Origin of the sequence: Sphingomonas sp. Leaf230 (genome assembly GCF_001421745.1) — a bacterium.
Classification (GTDB): Bacteria; Pseudomonadota; Alphaproteobacteria; order Sphingomonadales; family Sphingomonadaceae; genus Sphingomonas.
This window is the reverse complement of sequence record NZ_LMKW01000008.1, coordinates 604786-623528: the sequence shown is the minus strand read 5'-3', so window position 1 is coordinate 623528 and position 18743 is coordinate 604786. Positions and strand designations below refer to the sequence as shown.

General features: G+C 67.5%; 12 protein-coding genes. 6 read left to right on the top strand and 6 right to left on the bottom strand.

Annotated elements, in window-relative coordinates; all coding sequences use genetic code 11:
- Positions 1–76: 76 nt before the first annotated feature.
- The 4 genes from ASE82_RS08410 to ASE82_RS08395 all read right to left on the bottom strand — a co-directional run bounded on the left by ASE82_RS08410 (position 77) and on the right by ASE82_RS08395 (position 5930).
- Complete coding sequence (locus ASE82_RS08410; protein WP_056061851.1) at positions 77–1423, bottom strand: amidohydrolase family protein; 1347 nt, start codon at positions 1421–1423, stop codon at positions 77–79.
- A gap of 271 nt (positions 1424–1694) precedes the next feature.
- Positions 1695–3851: a histidine kinase dimerization/phosphoacceptor domain -containing protein gene (locus ASE82_RS08405; RefSeq protein ID WP_056061387.1), complete on the bottom strand. Its 2157-nt coding sequence runs from the start codon at positions 3849–3851 to the stop codon at positions 1695–1697.
- A 79-nt stretch (positions 3852–3930) separates the two neighbouring features.
- Complete coding sequence (locus tag ASE82_RS08400) at positions 3931–4908, bottom strand: bile acid:sodium symporter family protein (RefSeq protein ID WP_435368563.1); 978 nt, start codon at positions 4906–4908, stop codon at positions 3931–3933.
- Positions 4908–5930, bottom strand: a complete 1023-nt coding sequence (locus ASE82_RS08395) for an adenosine deaminase (protein WP_056061848.1) — start codon at positions 5928–5930, stop codon at positions 4908–4910. Before ASE82_RS08395 ends, ASE82_RS08400 begins: the two co-directional genes overlap by 1 nt.
- 133 nt (positions 5931–6063) lie before the next feature.
- On the opposite strand from ASE82_RS08395, the gene ASE82_RS08390 reads away from it, so the two are divergent.
- Entirely contained in the window at positions 6064–6999 is a 936-nt protein-coding gene (locus tag ASE82_RS08390; RefSeq protein ID WP_056061382.1) for a DUF808 domain-containing protein, read from the top strand.
- Positions 7000–7270: 271 nt separating this feature from the next.
- Here ASE82_RS08390 and ASE82_RS08385 read toward each other — a convergent pair whose 3' ends face one another.
- Positions 7271–9304 carry a S9 family peptidase gene (locus ASE82_RS08385; protein WP_056061379.1) on the bottom strand — a complete coding sequence of 678 codons (2034 nt, stop codon included), beginning with the start codon at positions 9302–9304 and terminating at the stop codon, positions 7271–7273.
- A gap of 125 nt (positions 9305–9429) precedes the next feature.
- Here ASE82_RS08385 and ASE82_RS08380 point away from each other — a divergent pair, with 125 nt between their 5' ends.
- From ASE82_RS08380 to ASE82_RS08365, 4 genes are all read left to right on the top strand, one after another.
- Positions 9430–10707, top strand: a complete 1278-nt coding sequence (locus ASE82_RS08380; protein ID WP_235524621.1) for a S1 family peptidase — start codon at positions 9430–9432, stop codon at positions 10705–10707.
- Positions 10708–10814: 107 nt separating this feature from the next.
- Positions 10815–11327: an RNA polymerase sigma factor gene (locus ASE82_RS08375; protein ID WP_056061373.1), complete on the top strand. Its 513-nt coding sequence runs from the start codon at positions 10815–10817 to the stop codon at positions 11325–11327.
- A gap of 36 nt (positions 11328–11363) precedes the next feature.
- Positions 11364–12296 (top strand): FecR family protein, encoded by a 933-nt coding sequence (locus tag ASE82_RS08370; RefSeq protein WP_162236716.1) that lies wholly within the window; start codon positions 11364–11366, stop codon positions 12294–12296.
- A gap of 2 nt (positions 12297–12298) precedes the next feature.
- A complete protein-coding gene (locus tag ASE82_RS08365) occupies positions 12299–14713 on the top strand; it encodes a TonB-dependent receptor (RefSeq protein ID WP_056061369.1) in 2415 nt (804 codons plus the stop codon).
- Between the two features lie 143 nt (positions 14714–14856).
- Here the strand turns inward: ASE82_RS08365 and ASE82_RS08360 are convergent, their stop codons facing one another.
- Positions 14857–15342: a hypothetical protein gene (locus ASE82_RS08360; protein WP_056061367.1), complete on the bottom strand. Its 486-nt coding sequence runs from the start codon at positions 15340–15342 to the stop codon at positions 14857–14859.
- A 136-nt stretch (positions 15343–15478) separates the two neighbouring features.
- On the opposite strand from ASE82_RS08360, the gene ASE82_RS08355 reads away from it, so the two are divergent.
- Complete coding sequence (locus tag ASE82_RS08355; protein ID WP_056061366.1) at positions 15479–18685, top strand: autotransporter outer membrane beta-barrel domain-containing protein; 3207 nt, start codon at positions 15479–15481, stop codon at positions 18683–18685.
- Positions 18686–18743: the final 58 nt, after the last annotated feature.

The window sequence follows — 18743 nt, the reverse complement described above, 5'->3', positions numbered from 1 at the left end:
CTTTCCGTTCCCGCAAGCCCGTGTAACCAGCGCTTTTCACACGTGTTTTCTGCCGCCGAAGTCGCTCTCCGTCGTATCAGAATGGCGCAGCGCGTCCTGCGACCCAGGTTTCCACGACCTTGTCGACGTCGGCGATCGAGCGGGAGGGATCGCCATCGACGACCAGCAAATCGGCGCGCGTTCCGGCCACGATCACGCCGCGATCGCGCAATCCGAGCAGGTCCGCACCCGCAGCCGTCGCAACCCGCAAGGCTTGCTCGGGCGTCAGCCCCGCCTCGACCATCAGTGCCAGCTCACGATGTTCGGCGATGCCGGGCACGCGCACTGCACTTGCTCCACTGTCCGTGCCGAACCCGATCTTCACGCCGGCGTCGTACAGCGTCTTCAGGTTACGCAGGTTCATCGCCAGCGATTTCCGCGCATCGGCCGTCTTCGGATCGGCCAGTATCTTGGCACGCCACGCCGGATCGTCGACCTGTTGTGCGAGGGCAGGCGACAGCGCGGCGCGGGCGAACGGCGTCTGCGTCCACGGTGCGCGATCGGCCCAGGCGAACGTCGCTTCGTCGAGTTGCAGCGTCGGGATGTACCAGATGCCCTTCGCCTTCAGCGTCGCGACGAACGCAGGGGGCACCGGCGTATCACGGATACCGTGCGCGATGATGTCCGCACCCGCCGCGACGATCGCCTCCGCATCGGCGAGATCGTGGATATGCGCCGCCACGCGCAGCCCGCGCGCGTGCGCCTCGGCGATCACTGCGCGGTAGATGGCCGGGCTCATCTTGACCGGTACGCTGCCGCCGAAATCGTCGAGCCACAGTTTCACGAGATCGGTCTTTTCGGCGGCCATCATCGCGACCGCCTTGCGGGCTTCCTCGGGCGTCGAGGGGCGGAACAACTGGGCCGGCCCGACCTTGAGCATCGCCTGCGGTGGCGCGCCATTGGGGACGCCGATCCCCTGCATCACGCCGAACAGGTCCGCGCCGTCGATCCGTCCGGCATGTGCGTCGGCGCGTATCCCGACGAACGCCGGGCCGTTATTGCCGAGCGCCGTCACCGTCGTCACGCCGTAGCGGCGATACTGGGCAAGCTGCGCGACGATGTTGGCGCGCGTGTAGTTCTTCGCGCCCGTCTCGGTGCCGCTCACCTGTCCGACGTGACTGTGGTCCGAGACGAGGCCGGGCATCACGGTGCGCCCTCGATAGTCGCGTCGTTCCGCGCCCGCCGGCACCGCGACCTTGCCCGCCGCGACGATCCGTCCGTTTGCGATTACGATGGTCGCGTCGTCCACCGGTACGCCGCCGCGCCCGTCGATCAACCGGACACCGGTCAGCGCGATCGTCTGCGCGGTAGCGGATCCGGCGGTGAGGGCCGATGCCGCAAGGGCGATCGTGTAGAGGCGAGCGGAGATTTTGGTTCGGCGCACGATGATGTCCTTCTCGGGAGGATGCGCCGACGGGACGCTATCGCCCTGAAACGTGGGCGGATGACGCCCGTTCCGATCCGTGTCCGTCAACGCCGAGCGCGCGCGACCCTCAGCGCGATCCGGACCGGCTGCATCAGCGAATTTGATCGACAAGTGGCACATCTTGGGCCGTTTTTTGTTAATAGCAGTTCTCTCGGTTTGTTGGTCGCCGCCCGGTCATTGCGGTTGCTCTAGTCGCTGCCGCGCGAGCCGGGACTGTGTCCCCTGGATGTCAGCGGGCGTCGTCGACGGGCGCTGTCAGGATCACGCGCAAGCCGGGCATGTTGTCGTCCTGCTCGATCGTGCCCGACAGCCCGGCGACGATGGCGTTCATCATCCGGCTGCCGAAGCCGATCCGCGTCCCCGACTTGCCAACGCCCTGGTCCGCGACGATCAGGCGCAGCCGGTTGCGATGCTGTTCGAGGATGATGTGGATCGGGCCGGCATCGCCGCGATAGGCGTATTTGCTCGCGTTGATGACGAGTTCGGTCAGCACCAGCCCGATGTTCACCGCGCGATCGGTGGCGACGAGCACGGGGGCGAGATCGAGCGTCATCTGCGCCGCCCAGTCCTCTCCGAGCGACGTCTGCATGTCGCCCGTGAGTTCCTCGATATAGCGCGACAGGTCGACCGACTCGACCTGGTCGTCGCGGTACAGCCGACGATGCACCAGGGCGACCGCGGCGAGCCTGGCCTGTGCCTCGGCGAGATGCTCCTTCACCTTCGCGTCGTCGGATGATTTTGCCTGAAGGGACAGGAACGCCGCGACCAGTTGCAAGCTGTTCTGCACGCGGTGATTGACCTCCTTCATCAGGACGTCCTTCTGCGCAATCAACGCATCCTTGTCAGCTAGCGTCCGCTGCAGGTCGGCGTTGAGCAGTCGCAGGCGCTGGTTGATATGCGCGTCGTGGAACGCACGGCGCAGGCGGTGCGCCGCTTCGATCTCTTCCCGCGTCCAGCGCCGCGATCGACCACTGACTGCCTGCGTCCACGACTCGAACGACGCGCGCGGGGTCAGCACCGCATTGGGATCGACCGACACCGCCTTGTGCGGATTGCCGGCCCATTCGACCTCTTCGATCTGCTCGGCACGAAACCACAACAGCACCGCTCCCTCGTCGACCAGCGGCAGCGCGAGCAAGCCGCTCGCCTGCGCACGGTAAGCCTCGGCGCGGGGCAACAGTGCCGACAGTTCATGCGTCGTGAACGGCTCGATCACGCCCCTCGTGCGGGCCCATGCGGCGAGATCGAGAATGTCGTCCTTGCCGGGACACGGCCCGTCGGTGTCGACGATCGTGCCCTCGACATAGGCGAAGCCGTCGCCGTCGAGCATCCGCCGGAGATCGTCGCGCAGCGCGGCGACGATGCTGCGCGGCGCCGGTTCGGTCGCGAGCTTGGGGATGACCGCATCCTCCGCCGCGCGCAGCCGCAGCCGTTCGCGGTACGTCTCCGCCTCTTCCTTCGCGCGAATCTGGCGCGCGAGCCCACTGGCCAGCGTCGCCGACGCCGCGCGGATGTCGGGGGTGAGGCCCTTCGGCGTACCGTGATGGCAGGCGATCAGGCCCCAGAGCAGCCCGTCCTTGACGATCGAGATCGACGCCGACGCCGCCACGCCCATGTTGGCGAGATAGCGCAGATGGATCGGCGACACGCTGCGCAGCGCCACGTCGCTCAGGTCGAGCGTCTCGAACCCGGTCGGGCGCAGCACCGCGGGCGCGTAATCGATCATCGGGATCGTTCGCGTCCGGTTGCGCACGTACAGCGCACGCGCCTGTTTCGGGATGTCCGACGCGGGGAAATGGTGATTGAGGAAGGTGCCGAGCCCCGTCGCCTTGTCCTCGGCCATCACGCGGCCCGCCTCGTCGTCGAGGAAGCGATAGACCATGACGCGGTCGAAACCCGTCAACTGGCGGAACGCGGTCGCGGCGCGCTCGCACAACGCCTGGAGGTTGCTCGCGCGCTCGAACGTCATCGCCATCGCGTTGAGCCGGCCGAGCATGCCGGCCGCAGTGACCGGCTCCGCTTCGACGGGTTCGAGTTCGACGAGGACGTGATCGGCGGTGCGGTGAAGGGTGACGTCGAACCGTTCGGTCAGGCCCGCTACCGGCAGTCCGGCAAGCGCCACGCCGGCGACCGTGTCATTGGCCGTGAGTGTCGCATCGATGTCCTGCGCCAACAGCGCCGACAGGTCGCTGCCGAGCCAGTCGGGAGTCAGGCGAGTCTCGAGGTCGCCCGCGCCCGCGACGACGGTCAGACTGGCTGCATCGGCGACGAGCAGCAGGCCATGCGGCTGGATCGCACCGGGAATGTGGATCGGCTCGCGGTCGCACGCATTGAGGTCCAGCCCCACGCCATCGGTGGAACCGGCAATATCGCTCGACGCGCTCATCTACCCGAAACTCTCCTATCGAGCCTCGATCATGCAACCCCCGGCGGAACAAAGCAAATACCCGCAGCGGGTTACCATATTAATCTGAAGCAATATCGCGTGGTGCGGACTCGGCATAGCGGCGCGCGATCACCGCGCAGGCGATCAGCTGCAACTGGTGGAACAGCATCAGCGGCAGCAGGATCACGCCGACTTGCGCGGGCGGGAACAGCACGCCTGCCATCGGCACGCCCGACGCGAGGCTCTTCTTCGAACCACAGAATTGCAGCACGATCGCATCCTCGCGGGGCAGCTTCATCAGCCGCGCAACGGCAAACGTCAGCCCGAGCACGAAGGCGAGCAGCGCGGCGCACAACAGCCCGATCAGGATCAGGTCGCCGATCGACAATTTGGTCCAAAGCCCCTCGACCACCGCGGCACCGAACGCGCTGTAGACGACCAGCAGGATCGAACCGCGATCGACCACCGTCAGCAGGCTCTTGTTGCGCGTCACCCACGCACCGATCCAAGGCCGCAACAGATGCCCGGCGACGAACGGCACCAGCAGTTGTAGCACGATCGCCTCGATACTCTCGATCGAGATCCCGCCGCTGCCCGAAGTGTTCATCAGCAGCGCGACCAGCGCCGGCGTCACGAGAATGCCGAGCAGGTTCGAGAACGACGCGCTGCACACCGCCGCGGCGACATTGCCGCGCGCGATCGCGGTGAAGGCGATCGACGACTGCACGGTCGAGGGGAGCAGCGTCAGGAACAACAACCCGGCGGCGAGCGGCCCGGTGACGAACGGCAGCGCGGTCAGCCCGAGCCCGAACAGCGGGAAGGCGATAAACGTGACGGCCAGCACCGCCAGATGCAGCTTCCAGTTGCGCAGGCCCGCCCAGATCGCCTCGCGCGACAGTTTCGCGCCGTGCAGGAAGAACAGCAGGACGATGCCGATATCGGCGGCGTAACCGACGATCGTCGCAATCTCGCCGCGCGCGGGCAGCAGGCTCGCCAGCACGACGGTGCCGAGCAGCATCAGGATGAACGGCTCGAAGACCGCGAGGAAACGTCCGATCACGGATGCGCCTTCACATAGGCGTCGAGCGTCGCGAGGTGTCCGCTGAGCGCGTCGTCGTCGAGGAAACTGCCGAGGAAGCTGTTGCGGGCGAGCGTCACGACCTGCTCGCGCGACAAATTCTTCGCACGGACGGTCTGGCGAAAATTCTCGCCGATATAGCCACCGAAATACGCCGGATCGTCCGAATGGATCGTCGCGCGCAGGCCGAGATCGAGCATCCGGTCGATCGGATGATTCTCCAGTTTGTCGACGTTGCGCAGCGCGACGTTGGACAACGGGCACACGGTCAGCGTCATCGCATCGCGTGCCAGTCGCGCGACCAGCGCCGGATCCTCGAGCGCGCGGTTGCCGTGGTCGATGCGGTCGACTTGGAGGATATCGAGCGCCTCGTGGATATAGGCGGGCGGCCCCTCCTCGCCGGCATGCGCGCATAGCATTAGCCCGGCATCCGCCGACGCCGCGAACACGCGCGCGAACTTCGAGGGCGGATGGCCGACCTCGGACGAATCGAGCCCGACGCCGATGAACTGGTCGAGCCACGGCTCGGCCTGCGCGAACGTCTTGAACGCGTCCTCCTCATCGAGATGGCGCAGGAAACTCATGATGAGGCCGACCGACATGCCGTGCTTCTCCTGCGCCTCGTCGATCCCCGCGAACAGACCGCGCGCGACGACGTCGAACGGAATGCCGCGGTGCGTGTGAGTCTGCGGATCAAAGAAGATTTCGGCATGGACTACGCCGTCCTGCGCGACGCGGTCGAAATAGGCGACCGCCAGATCGCGGAAGTCCTCCTCGGTCTGGAGCACCGCGGCGCCAGCGTAGTAGATGTCGAGGAAGGTCTGGAGATTGGTGAAGCTGTAGGCCGCGCGGACGTCCTCGACGCTCTTGAACGGGATCGCGACCTTGTTGCGTTCGGCCAGCGCGAACATGAGCTCGGGTTCTAGGCTGCCCTCGATATGGAGGTGGAGTTCGGCCTTTGGCAGGTTCGTGATGAAGTCGTCGTTCGGGAAGGGGGTCATGATCCGTCCTGTCGCTTGGGTCGCGTCGGCTGCAACCATTCCGCCCGCCACGCACTACCGCAAGTGCGAAAGCCGTTGCATGACAATCCTGTCACGTTACCCAGCGCCGATACTTACGCGAAGGACACCATCGATGCCGACAGGATTGGTCGCACTGCTCGACGACATTGCCGGGATCACCAAGCTCGCCGCCGCCAGCCTCGACGATATCGCCGCGACCACCGGGAAGGCGGGCAGCAAGGCGATCGGCGTGGTGGTCGACGATGCCGCAGTGACGCCGCGCTACATGGTCGGGTTCGAACCCAAGCGCGAACTGCCGATGATCGGCAAGATTGCGCTCGGCTCGTTCCGCAACAAGCTGGTCTTCATCCTGCCCGCCGCGCTGGCGTTGAGCGCGTTCGCACCGTGGCTGCTGACGCCGTTGCTGATGATCGGCGGTACGTATCTGTGCTTCGAGGGCGCGGAGAAGATCCTCGAGGCGTTTGGCGGCGGTCATGCCGAGGAGGTCGTCGCCGAGCCGGTCGATGCCGCGACGCTCGAAGCACAGAAGGTCTCGGGCGCGATCCGCACCGATTTCATCCTGTCCGCCGAGATCATGGTGATCGCGCTGTCGGACGTCGCGACCAAGCCGATCTGGGAGCAGGCGATCGTGCTGGCACTGGTCGGGATCGTCATCACGATCGGCGTCTACGGCGTGGTCGCGCTGATCGTGAAGATGGACGATATCGGACTGCATCTGGCGCAGCGCAGCAGCGCGGTCGTGCAGGCGATCGGGTGTGGGCTGGTCAAAGGCATGCCGATCGTCATGTCGGCGCTGTCGGTGATCGGCACGGCGGCGATGGTGTGGGTCGGCGGCCAGATCATCGTCCACGGGATCGAGGAGTTCGGGTTCACGACTTTGCCGCACTGGATCCACGATACGGCGGAGGCGGCTTCGCATGCGGTGCCGTTCGCCAAGGGCGCGGTGAACTGGGTGATGAACGCGTTCTTCTCGGGGATCGTCGGGCTGATCCTGGGCGGCGCGATCGCGCTGGGCTTGCATGCGGTGAAGAAGCCGAAGGCGCACTGACTGGGAGAGCGTTGTCCGCTCTAACCTTGTTCTCCCGCGAAGGCGGGAGCCCAGTCTGGGTCCCCGCCTTCGCGGGGAAACAAGTCGCGCCTGGTTACAAGACGCTACTACCATAAAACACCACCCCGGCGAAGGCCGGAGCCCAATTGGGGAACAGAGGTAACGGCGGATAGCCCCTCGTTACTGCGACCTCTCCAATTGGGCCCCGGCCTTCGCCGGGGTGGTGCTCATTTAGTCGGGGTGGCGGTATCGGGAGGGAAAGAGGCAGCCCCTACTTAGCCGTCCACTTCCCCATCCAGCCCAGCACTTCTCCATACCATTGCCGCGAGTTCTTCGGCTTCAGCACCCAGTGGTTCTCCCCCGGGTTCACCAGCAACCGCGACGGGATCCCGCGTCGCTGCAACGCGGTGAACGTCGCCAGCCCCTGCGTGTACGGAATGCGGAAGTCCTTTTCGCCGGTGATCACCAGCATCGGCGTCTTCCACTTCGCCACGTAATTGACCGGGTTCCATTTCTCGAACGCCTGCGGGTCCTCGTAATAGGCTTTCCCGCCATGCTCCCATTCGTCGAACCAGAGCTCCTCGGTCTCGTACGCCATCGCACGCGCGTCGAACACGCCGTCATGCTGGACAATGCACTTGAAGCGATCGGGCCACTGCCCCTCGATCCAGTTCATCATATAGCCGCCGTACGACGCACCGAGCGCACACGCATTGTCGGCATCGAGCCACGCGAACTTGTCGGTCGCGGCAGCCAGCCCCTTCTTCAGATCCTCGAGCGGCCAGCCGCCCCAGTTGTTGCTGATCGCGTCGGTGAAGCCCTGCCCGTAGCCGGTCGACCCATGAAAATCGACCGCGACCAAGCCGTAGCCCGCGCCGGCGAACACCGCGGGGTTCCAGCGATACGACCAGCTGTTGTTGCTCGATCCCTGCGGGCCCCCGTGGACCATGTAGGCAACCGGGACCTTCCCCGTGGAGCCGTACGGTTTGACGGCATAGCCCCAGACGGTGTCCGCGTTAGCGCCCTTGAAGTTGAACCGCGTGACCGTCGGCATGTCGATCCCGGCGAGCTTGGCGGCGTTGACCTGCGTCAGCCGCTGCGGTGTGCCGGTGCCCGCGACACGGTAGAAATCGGCGGGTGCGGTGAGGCTGTCGATCGCCACCACAGGCCCCCGCGGCGTGATCGCGACCGCGCTGACATGCCCCTCCTGCGTCAGCCGCGTCACCGCGCCGCTCGTCGCATCGACACGGAACAGCGGCGTCTCCTGCGTGTCGTCCGCCGTCACGTAGAGCGACTTCGAGTCCGGCGCCCATGTGATCGAGCCAACCGACCGGTCCCAGCGCTCGGTCAGCGACACCGTCTTGCCGCTGGCGATATCGCGCAGCGTCAGCACCTGGCGATCCGCCTCGAACCCCGGCCGGCGCATCGCGAAATAGGCGAGGGTGCGACCGTCGGGCGATACCGTCGGAAGGTTGTCGGTCGCCTTGTTCCCCGCGGTCAGGTTGACCGGTGCCGCCGAGCCGTCCGCGGGCACCGAGAAGATGTCGAGATTGGTCGACAGCGCCTCGATCCGGCCGGCTTCGCGCAGCGCGAAATAGACAGTGCGGCCGTCCGGGCTCCACGAGATTTCCTCACCGCCGCCATAAGGCTTGGACGGCGTATCGCCGACCAGCGCGCCAACCAGCGGAACGCCGTTGCCGGTCGCACCCGCGGCGGTCAGCGGCAACACGAACAGTTGCGAGCGCGTGCCGTCCGCCCACGTATCCCAATGCCGCACGAACAGCTGGTCGTACGTCCGCCCGGCGCCCGCGTTGGGATCCTTCTTCACCATCGCCGGCTCGAGGCTCGGCGCGCCCGGCTTGCGATCCGCCCAGACGAGCAGCTTGTCGCCGGTCGGCGCGACCTTGAAGCCGCTGAACCCGCCCTTGAAGCTGGTGACGCGCCGCGACGTGCCGCCAGTGACGGGCACCGACCAGACCGCATCTTCGCCGCCCTTGTCCGATGTAAAATACACGGTCGAACCGACGATCTGCGGGTCGTTCTCGTTGACCTGCGGATCGGCGAGCAGCTTCACCGGCGTCGCGCCCGGCTTGCTCAAGTCGAGCCGCCAGAGATCGTAGCGCCCCTTGTCCGCCGCGAGATCGGTCTCGCGCTGCGCCCAGACGAGCCAATGCCCGTCCTGCGACGCGGTCGGCGCACCGACGCGGCTGAGCATCGTCACGTCGTCGATGGTGAGTTGCCGGGCGGCGGCAGGGGCACTCGCAAAGGCGAGCACGGCGAGGCTGGCGGAGAGCATGATCTTCATGGCGTGCTTGATAGGACGCTTGCGAGATCGCGCGCAATCACCTCGATCGCTTGCGTGAAAGCACCGGTTCAGATCATGGCGGTATGACGCCTCAGAAGACCCGCGCGCCCAGGATTTTGTCGTTCATGTTCACTATGTCGGTTCGGTGGTTTCTGGCGGCGGTGTTGCTCGCACTCTGGGCGGGGCCGGCATCGGCGGCGCAGGTGCAACTGCCGGTCGACGCGCTGATGCAGGATGCGGGAGAGTATGCGACTCGGTTCGGCGTGCCGTTCGACGAGGCGCTGCGGCGGATGCGCGCGCAGGGCGCCACCGTGCCGACGACCGACGCGCTCCGCGAGACCTACAAGGATCGCTGGGCCGGGGTCGCGATCGAGCATCAGCCGAATTACCGCATCGTCGTGCTGCTGACCGGCACCGATCCGGTCGCGGATCAATCCGTGATGGCGGGCGGGATGGTCGTGCCGATCGTCTTCCGCACCGGCGCACCTGCGACGCGCGAGGCGGTGCTCGCCGCGATCACGGCGTATCAGGCGAAGATACGCGAGTCCCTCCCGCACCCGCCCGGGCTCGGTGTGGATCAGCGAACCGGCGAACTCGTCGTGATGATCGCATCGGGTGATGCCGATCTCGACCGCGACGGCGCGCTGCGTACCCGGATCGCGACGATGACCGGCGTTCCGGTGCGGATCGAAGCCGTTGATAAGCCGTCTGCGAATATGGCGCAGGACCAGGTCGCTCCAGCCCCCACGCTCATACCCGCCCCGGTCGACGGCGGCGCGATCGAGGGCGGGGGGCGCGTCGTCGGGACGGTCGACGGCAAGCGCTATGCCTGCACGACCGGCTTCGTCGTATCCGACGGCGTGCGCAACGGCGTGGTCACCGCGGCGCATTGCCCGGACGCGCTCTCCTATGTCGGCAAGCGCCCGTCGGACGGCGGCCGCGAGGAATGGCCGCTGGCGTTCGTCGGGCAATGGGGCTGGGGATATCAGGACGTACAGGTCAACGTCGCGACCGCGCCTGACGTCGGCTACGCACCTTTGTTCTACGCGGATACCGCCAAGACGGTCGCGCGGCCCGTCGCGACGTGGCGCTACCGCACGAGCACGCGCGCCGGGGACTTCGTGTGCCATCGCGGCGAGCGTACCGGGTATAGTTGCGCAGTGATCGCGATGGTCGACTTCGCGCCGGCGGGCGATCTGTGCGGCGGCGCGTGCCTGCCGACCTGGGTCGCGGTCGAGGGACCGACGTGCAAGGCCGGCGACAGCGGCGCGCCGGTGTTCGAGGGCAGCACTGCGCTGGGTCTCGTCAAGGGTGGCACCTATCGCCGCGACGGGACGTGCCTGTTCTATTATTACATGTCGACCGACTATCTGCCGCAGGGCTGGACGCTGCTGCACCAGTAACCCGGTGCCGGGCGCGCTGATTGTGTCTCCCCGCCAAGCGCTGTACGTCCCGCCGGGAACACGGCGCCGCCGAGCGCCGATCGGCGGCCTATCGACACGGGCATGACATGGACTCCTCGGGCCTTGAGGCCGTTTTCCTAGCAAATCGCAATACGCTGCTGCGGTTCATCCGTTCGCTCGGCGCGGGCGATGCGGAGGATCTGCTGCAAGAACTGTGGGTGCGGATCCAGACCGCCCCGACCGGGCCGATCGCGTCGCCGCTGTCGTACCTCTACCGGATGGCGAACAACCTGATGCTCGATCGCCACCGCGCAGTGCGGCAGGCGGAGAAGCGCGATCGCGAATGGACCGAGGCAACGGGGGGACCATCACTCGACCGCTCCGAGGAGCCCTCCGCCGAACGCGTCGTGATCGCGCGCGAGCAGGCGGCGCTGGCGGAGTCGGCGTTGCAGTCGGTCGGGACGCGCGCCGCCGCGATATTCCGTCGCCACCGGATCGATGGCGTCGAGCAGCGCGCCGTGGCGGCCGAGTTCGGGGTGAGCCTCAGTACCGTCGAGGGCGACCTGCGCAAAGCCTATCGCGCGATGATCGATGCAAAGCGACGTTACGATGAGGCTTGATCACAACGTCTCCGTCTTCGGCTATAGGAGGCCATGATGGCGGAGCATGACGACATCGAAGCACGCACGCTGAACGAGGCCGCGCTGGACTGGGTCGTCCGGACCGGCGGCGATGCGTTCGACGACTGGCCGGCGTTCCACGCCTGGCTGGAGGCGGACCCGCGCCATGCGGCGGCGTATCATGCCATGTCGATGGATATCGAGGAAATGGCGGCGACGGTGCCGCCTGTGCCGATCGCTCCAATCGCGATGCAGGGTCCGCGGCGGCGCTGGCCGGTATGGGCTGGTGGAGCGATCGCCGCTTTGCTCGCGCTGTTCGTCGGGTATGAATCGATCGAGACGCGCGCGCATCCTTATGCGGTCGAAACCGCGGCGGGAACGATGCGGACGGTTCGGCTTGCCGATGGCAGCACGATTGCGATGGGCGGTGCAACGCGCCTGATGCTCGACCACAACGACCCGCGTGTCGCGACGCTGGAGCGCGGCGAGGCGATGTTCGTGGTCCGACACGACGACAGCGATCCGTTCGAGGTCAGCGTCGGCGGCGCGCGGCTGGTCGATGTCGGCACCGCGTTCGACGTGAAGCACGCGCGCGGCGAAACGCGTGTCGCGGTGTCGGAAGGCGCGGTCGACTATAACCCTGGACAGGGCGGCATCAGGCTCGTGAAGGGGCAGGGGCTGGTCGTGCGCGACGGCAAGGCGACCGTGACCGCGGTCGATGTCGCCAGCGTCGGATCGTGGCGCGACAGCGTGCTGGCGTATGAAGGCGCGACGCTCGCGGAAGTCGCGGACGACCTGTCGCGTGCGCTCGGCGTCGACCTGCGCGCCGATCCGGGCGTCGCCAAGCGCGCGTTCAGCGGCAGCATCGCGACGGCCAAGCTGTCGGGCGATCCACGGCTCGCCGCGCCGTTGCTGGGTGTCGCGATCCGCAAGCGTGGCGGTCACTGGGTGATGTCCTCGCGCTCGTGAGAATGCGCGGATGTCTGGTCGTCGCGGCGCTCGCCGTCGCCGCTCCCGCGCAGGCGGGGCAGGGGGCGGTCGACTTGCCGGCGGGGCGTCTTGGGGACGCGGTGCTGGCGCTCGGGCGGCAATCGGGAACGAGCATCGTCGTCGGCGATCCGGCTTTGTGGGCGCGGCGCGTGCCGGCGGTCCGCGGGCGGATGAGCGCGCGCGAGGCGCTCGACCGGCTGGCGACTGCGGCGAATGCGGACGTCGTCGCAGCGGGTGCGGTCGGGTGGCGGCTGACCGCTCGCGCACCGCGCGTCATTCCAGTGAAGCGTCCGAAGGTCGTTCCGGTCGCCGCACCGCCGGCGGTCCAGGGCGCGGACATCGTCGTCACCGGCAGCAAGCGCGACGTCCGGCTGCGCGATTTCGCAGGCCAGGTCGCGTTGCTCGATGGGGTCGATCTCGCGCTCGGCGGCGCGGGCGGGACCGAGGCGATCCTCGCGCGGCTGGCGAGCGTATCGTCGACGCATCTCGGCGCAGGCCGCAACAAGCTGTTCATCCGCGGCATCGCCGATTCCAGCTTTACCGGGCCGACCCAGACTACCGTCGGCCAGTATTTCGGCGACCTGCGGCTGAGCTACAACGCGCCCGATCCCGACCTGCGGCTCTACGATATCGCCTCGGTCGAGGTGCTCGAAGGACCACAGGGGACGTTGTACGGCGCAGGCTCGCTCGGCGGGATCATCCGCACCGTACCGAACGCACCGGAACTGGGCGCGGTGTCGGCGTCGATCGCAGGCGGCCTCTCCGCGACGTGGCACGGCGATCCGGGCGCGGATCTGGGCGCGACGCTGAACGTGCCGCTCGGCGAGCGGGTCGCGCTGCGCGTTGTCGGCTACGGCGTGAGCGAGGGCGGGTATATCGACAATCCGGTGCTCGACCGCCGCGACGTCAACCGGACGCGGATCGGTGGCGGTCGGGCGGCGCTGCGGCTCGATGCGGGGAATGGCTGGACGGTCGATCTCGGCGGGATCGGGCAATGGACCAAGGGCGACGACAGCCAGTACGCGGACCGCGACGCGCCGCCGCTGACGCGGTCGAGCGCGATCGTGCAGGGCTTCTCGGCGGACTACACGATGGGGCAGGTCGTCGTGTCGGGCACTATCGGCGGGCTGAAGGTCAAATCCTCGACCGGGATCGTTAGCCAGACGCTGACCGAACGGTACGACGCGACCCTGCCAGCAGTCGATCCGACGCTACCGATCACCAACTGGCCTGCATTCGGCAGCCCTCTGACGACAGCCGCGGGCAGCCCGCGCGTATTCGCGCAACGCAACGCGACCGACATGATGGCGAACGAGACGCGGGTATGGCGCCCGATGCGCAACGGGTTCGGCTGGGTGGTCGGCGCCAGTTACACGCATAATCGCACGCGGTTGTCGCGCTCGCTCGGCCCGGTCGATGCGCCCGCGCCGGTGACGGGCGTGACCAACAGCATCGAGGAAGCGACCCTGTACGGCGAGGGGAGCTTGCAGCTGGTGCGCGGGTTGACCGCCACCGCCGGCGCGCGCGTGACCCGGGCGTCGCTCGCGGGGACCGGCGAGGATATCGCACCGGCGCGGCTGGAGGCGGTCGCGCTCGCCCGTGCGCGCGTGACGGCGGACCGGATCGAGACGAGCGTGCTGCCGTCCGCCTCGCTGATTGCCGTAGTGTTGCCGAAGGTATCGCTGTACGGGCGCTACCAGCAGGGGTTTCGACCCGGCGGGCTGGCGATCGAGAGTGATTTCGTCCGACGGTTCGAGAATGATCGCGTGCGGACGCTGGAGACCGGCATGCGCTTCGGGCTCGCCGGTGTCGATCGCGCGTACCTGACGGCGAGCGTGTCGCACACGATCTGGCAAGATATCCAGGCCGACTTCATCGACGCCACCGGCTTGCCGAGCACCGCCAACATCGGCGACGGGCGGATCTGGACGTTCAGCGCGGCGGGCGGGTGGAAGCCGGTCGCCGGGCTGACGGTCGACGCGGGCTTCACCTACAACGACAGCCGCGTGACCGAACCGAGCGCGGCGCTGTTCGTGGCGCTTGCGCGGATGAGCCAGGTGCCGAACATCGCACGCTATGCCGGGCGGCTGGGGGCGGACTACCGGCGTGATATCGGGCGGGATCTGGAACTGCGGGTGTATGGCTGGGCGCGCTATGTCGGGCGGTCCCGGTTGGGTGTGGGGCCAGTGTTGGGCGAGGAGCAAGGTGACTATCTCGACACGGCGCTCACCGCACGGGTCGGGCGGCCGTCGTTGGGCGTGACGCTCGGGGTAACGAACCTGACGGATAGCGTCGGCAACCGGTTCGCGCTGGGGACGCCGTTTCAGGTCGGCAGCGGGCAGATCACGCCGCAACGTCCGAGGACGTTCCGCATCGGACTGGACGCTGCGTTTTAGCGAACCTTTCGATCCTCCCCCGCCAGGGGGAGGTGGCTGGCTCTTGCCAGACGGAGGGGGAGGTAATGACAACATCCGTTGCGTGTCCTCCCCCTCCGTCTCGCTACGCGATCCACCTCCCCCTGGCGGGGGAGGATCGGAGTTCAGCCCTTCGCCAGTGCGCGCTGGTCCGCCGGGAGAAGTGACAGCGCAGTCTTGTAGCAATCCTCCACGTGCGAATTACCGACCAGCTTCATCGCGCCAAAGCTGATCGTCGCCGCCACCGCCGAGCCCGCGAACGGCACGAACTTCGCCATCGATCCCACCGCGATGCGGGCGCCGACGCGGCGGAGCAGGGCAACGACGATACGCTTCGTCACCATCCGGCCGATCATCGTGTTGCCGAGACTCGACGCCATCACGAGCGCCTGTTGCGCAAGCTGTGGCTCGAGCTTCTGCACCTGTTCGTGATCGAGCCCGAAGCGCTTGCTGATCTCGGGCAGCAGCTTGGTGAGCAGGCCGATATCCGCGACGATATCCGCGCCGGGGATCGGCACGACCGCCGCGCCCGCCGACATCATCGAGCGCGTCGTGACGAGGCGCTTGCTGTCGTCGCGGATGCGGTCGAGTTCGGCGATAGTGGTGATCATGCTGGCATTTCCCTGAAGATATCCGCCGCACAACGCGCCGCTTCGGCCATTGTGCCGCACGATAATGAAGCGCTCTTCAAGGTTCGCGAGCCGCGTCTCCGTCCTCTTCTCGAAAACACATCGAAAAGGGTTCCGTATGCGTCGTCTCCTGCTGACCACCACCTGCCTGTTCGCGGTAACGACGGGCGCCCAGGCGCAGACCGTGATCGACACCAAGCGGACCGACACGGTGCGGACCTCGACGATCAAGGCCGGCGCCCCCGACAATATCCGCATCGCTGCCGCGGGTTCGGTGACCCCCACGACCGGCACCGCGGTAACCGTCGACAGCGTCAACTCGGTCACGAACGAAGGCACGATCCAGGTGACCAACGCCGACGGATCGACCGGCATCCTCGCCAACGCCGGCACCGGCGGCGGGATCACCAACGCGGCGACCGGCAAGATCATCATCGACGAAAGCTATGTCGCGACCGACACGGACAAGGACGGCGACCTCGACGGCCCGTTCGCGGCCGGCACCGGACGCACCGGCATCCGCACCGCGGGCGCGTATACCGGCGCGATCGTCAACAGCGGCGCGATCACGGTGAAGGGCAACAACTCCGCTGGCATCTGGCTCGGCGGGCCACTGACCGGCGCCTTCACGCATGACGGCCAGACATCGGTCACCGGCAACGGATCGACCGGCGTGCGGATCGCCGACGTCACCGGCAACGTCCGGCTCGCCGGTACGATCGCGGCGATCGGGCAGGGCGCGGTCGCCGCGCGCGTCGATGGCGACATCGCGGGTGCGCTGGTGGTGCAGGGCGCACTCGGCTCGACCGGCTATCGCTATGCGACGGCACCGGCCGATACGACCAAGCTCGACGCGGACGATCTGTTGCAGGGCGGATCCGCGCTGGTCGTCGCGGGCAACGTGTCGGGCGGGATCATCTTCGCGATCCCGCCAAAGGACGCGAGCACGACCGATACCGACGAGGACAAGGACGGTCTTCCCGACGCCACCGAAGGCTCGGCTGCAATCACCTCCTTCGGCGCGGCCCCGGCGGTGCAGATCGGATCGGCCACGCGCGCCGTCGCGATCGGTGCGGTCGCCGGCACTGGGACCGGCTTCGGCCTGATCGTAGATGGCGGCATCGCGGGCAGTGGCGTCTATGGCGGCGTCGAGGGCAATGGCCTGGCGATCGGCGGCCTTGGCGGCGCAGTAACGATCGCAGGCGGGATCGGCATCAACGGCACGGTCGCTGCCGTAGCGAACGGCGCAAGTGCGACCGCGTTGAAGCTTGGCACGGGTGCGTCCACGCCTCAGATCCGTAATGCCGGCACGATCTCCGCGGCAGGCGGCGGCACAGCCGCATCGCGTTCGACGGCAGTCCTGGTCGATACCGGCGCATCCGTCGGCACGATCCGCAACAGCGGCACGATCAAGGCGACCGCGCAGGCCGCCGACGGCACCGCGATCGCTATCCTCGATCGGTCTGGCACCGTCACGCTGGTCGAGAACAGCGGCGGGATCGGTGCATCGGGTGCACTGGCAACGTCCGAGCGCAACGTCGCAATCGACCTCTCGGCGAACACCACCGGCACGATCGTTCGCCAGACCGCAGTCGCGACCGGCATCGCGGCGCCCGCGATCGTCGGCGACGTCCGCTTCGGCAGCGGCAACGACGTATTCGACGTCGCGGACGGTACCGTCACCGGCACTGCGCGCTTCGGCAGCGGCAACAACCGCCTCGCGCTGTCGGGCGATGCCAATTTCTCAGGCGGCGCAGTGTTCGGCGCTGGTAACGACGCGCTCACGCTCGCAGGGACCTCGGTGTTCAGCGGCGCGGCGGACTTCGGCGGCGGCACCGACACGCTGACGCTTGGCGGCACGTCGCGCTTCTCCGGCACGCTCGCCAATTCGGGCGGCCTTGCGGTCGCGGTCAACGGCGGCACGCTCGACATTACCAAGGCCGTATCGATCGCGTCGCTGTCGGTCGGCGGCGGAGGTATCCTCGCCGTGACGCTCGACAAGGCGGGCGGCACCAGCACGATGATCCAGGTCGCAGGCACGGCATCGTTCGACAAGGACTCGAAGCTTGCCCTGAAGCTCACCAGCGTCGTTGATGCGGAGGGCCGCTACACGGTCCTGCGCGCGGGCACGTTGACCGGTGCCGCAAACCTGACAGCGACCACGACGACGCTCCCGTTCCTCTACAAGGGCAGCATCGCGACCGGCACGGGCAACGACCTGGCCGTCGACATCGCGCGCAAATCGTCGACCGAACTCGGGCTCAACCGCTCGCAGGCGTCGGCGTATGACGCGATCTACAAGGCGCTCGGCAACGACGCGAAGGTCGGCGGCGCGTTCCTCAACATCACCGAGGCCGACGCGTTCCGCGGCTCGGTCCGCCAGATGCTGCCCGACCATGCCGGCGGCACGTTCGAGACCGTGACGATGGGCTCGCGCGCCACCGCCCGCCTGCTCGCCGACCCGCACGGCCCGTTCAAGGACGAAGGCAAATGGGGCTATTGGGTGACGCAGGTCGCGTGGGGCACGTCGAAAAGCATTGCCGATACCGCGGGCTACGACATCAGCGGCTGGGGCGTCTCGGCGGGCGCGGAATACAAGACAGGCGTCGGCAACTTCGGGACCTCGCTCGCCTATCTCCACGGCCAGGATGCCGACGACGGCACGGACAACGAGGTGAATTCGGACCAGTATGAGCTGGCCGGATACTGGCGCGGGCATTGGGGCGGTCTGCAGGCCAATGCCCGCGCTTCGGGGGCGAAGGTGAAGTTCGACGGTGTCCGTCAGTTCGCCGGCGCGATCGGCGCCGAGGCCGTTGCCCGGACCGCCAAAGGCAACTGGGACGGCACGCTGTACGCGGCGTCCGGTGGCCTGTCGTACGAGGCCGGCACCGGCATGCTTACCTTCCGCCCGGTCCTTGCGATCGATTACTACAAGCTCAAGGAGGACGGCTATAGCGAGACCGGCGGCGGCAAGGCCATCGACCTGGTCGTGCGGTCGCGGACCAGCGACGAGCTGGCGGTCACCGGCAGCGGCGCACTCGGGCTGAACTTCGGCGGACCCAAGTTCGAGAATGGCTGGTTCCGCGTCGAAGCCGAAGGCGGCCGTCGCCAGCTCGTCGGCGGCGGCCTGGGCGCGACCACCGCGTCGTTCGAAGGCGGCCAGTCGTTCACGCTGACCCCCGACAAGCGTACCAGCGGCTGGGTCGGGAAACTGCGGGGCGTCGGCGGCAACGGCATCTTCCGGATGGGCGGTGAGTTCAACGCCGAGCAGCAACAGGGCCGCGTCGCGCTGTCGCTACGCGCCAACCTCCAGATCGGGCTTTAGGCAACCGCACTTTTCGGGGGCGGAATGGCTCGATTCCGCCCCCGGACTGTTGTCGGCG

Coding starts and splice junctions, on each gene's coding strand:
- ASE82_RS08355 (WP_056061366.1), top strand. CDS start 15,479: ATGCGTCGTCTCCTGCTGACCACCACCTGCCTGTTCGCGGTAACGACG.
- ASE82_RS08380 (WP_235524621.1), top strand. CDS start 9,430: ATGTTCACTATGTCGGTTCGGTGGTTTCTGGCGGCGGTGTTGCTCGCA.
- ASE82_RS08375 (WP_056061373.1), top strand. CDS start 10,815: ATGGACTCCTCGGGCCTTGAGGCCGTTTTCCTAGCAAATCGCAATACG.
- ASE82_RS08370 (WP_162236716.1), top strand. CDS start 11,364: ATGGCGGAGCATGACGACATCGAAGCACGCACGCTGAACGAGGCCGCG.
- ASE82_RS08385 (WP_056061379.1), bottom strand. CDS start 9,304: ATGAAGATCATGCTCTCCGCCAGCCTCGCCGTGCTCGCCTTTGCGAGT.
- ASE82_RS08395 (WP_056061848.1), bottom strand. CDS start 5,930: ATGACCCCCTTCCCGAACGACGACTTCATCACGAACCTGCCAAAGGCC.
- ASE82_RS08360 (WP_056061367.1), bottom strand. CDS start 15,342: ATGATCACCACTATCGCCGAACTCGACCGCATCCGCGACGACAGCAAG.
- ASE82_RS08365 (WP_056061369.1), top strand. CDS start 12,299: ATGCGCGGATGTCTGGTCGTCGCGGCGCTCGCCGTCGCCGCTCCCGCG.
- ASE82_RS08390 (WP_056061382.1), top strand. CDS start 6,064: ATGCCGACAGGATTGGTCGCACTGCTCGACGACATTGCCGGGATCACC.
- ASE82_RS08405 (WP_056061387.1), bottom strand. CDS start 3,851: ATGAGCGCGTCGAGCGATATTGCCGGTTCCACCGATGGCGTGGGGCTG.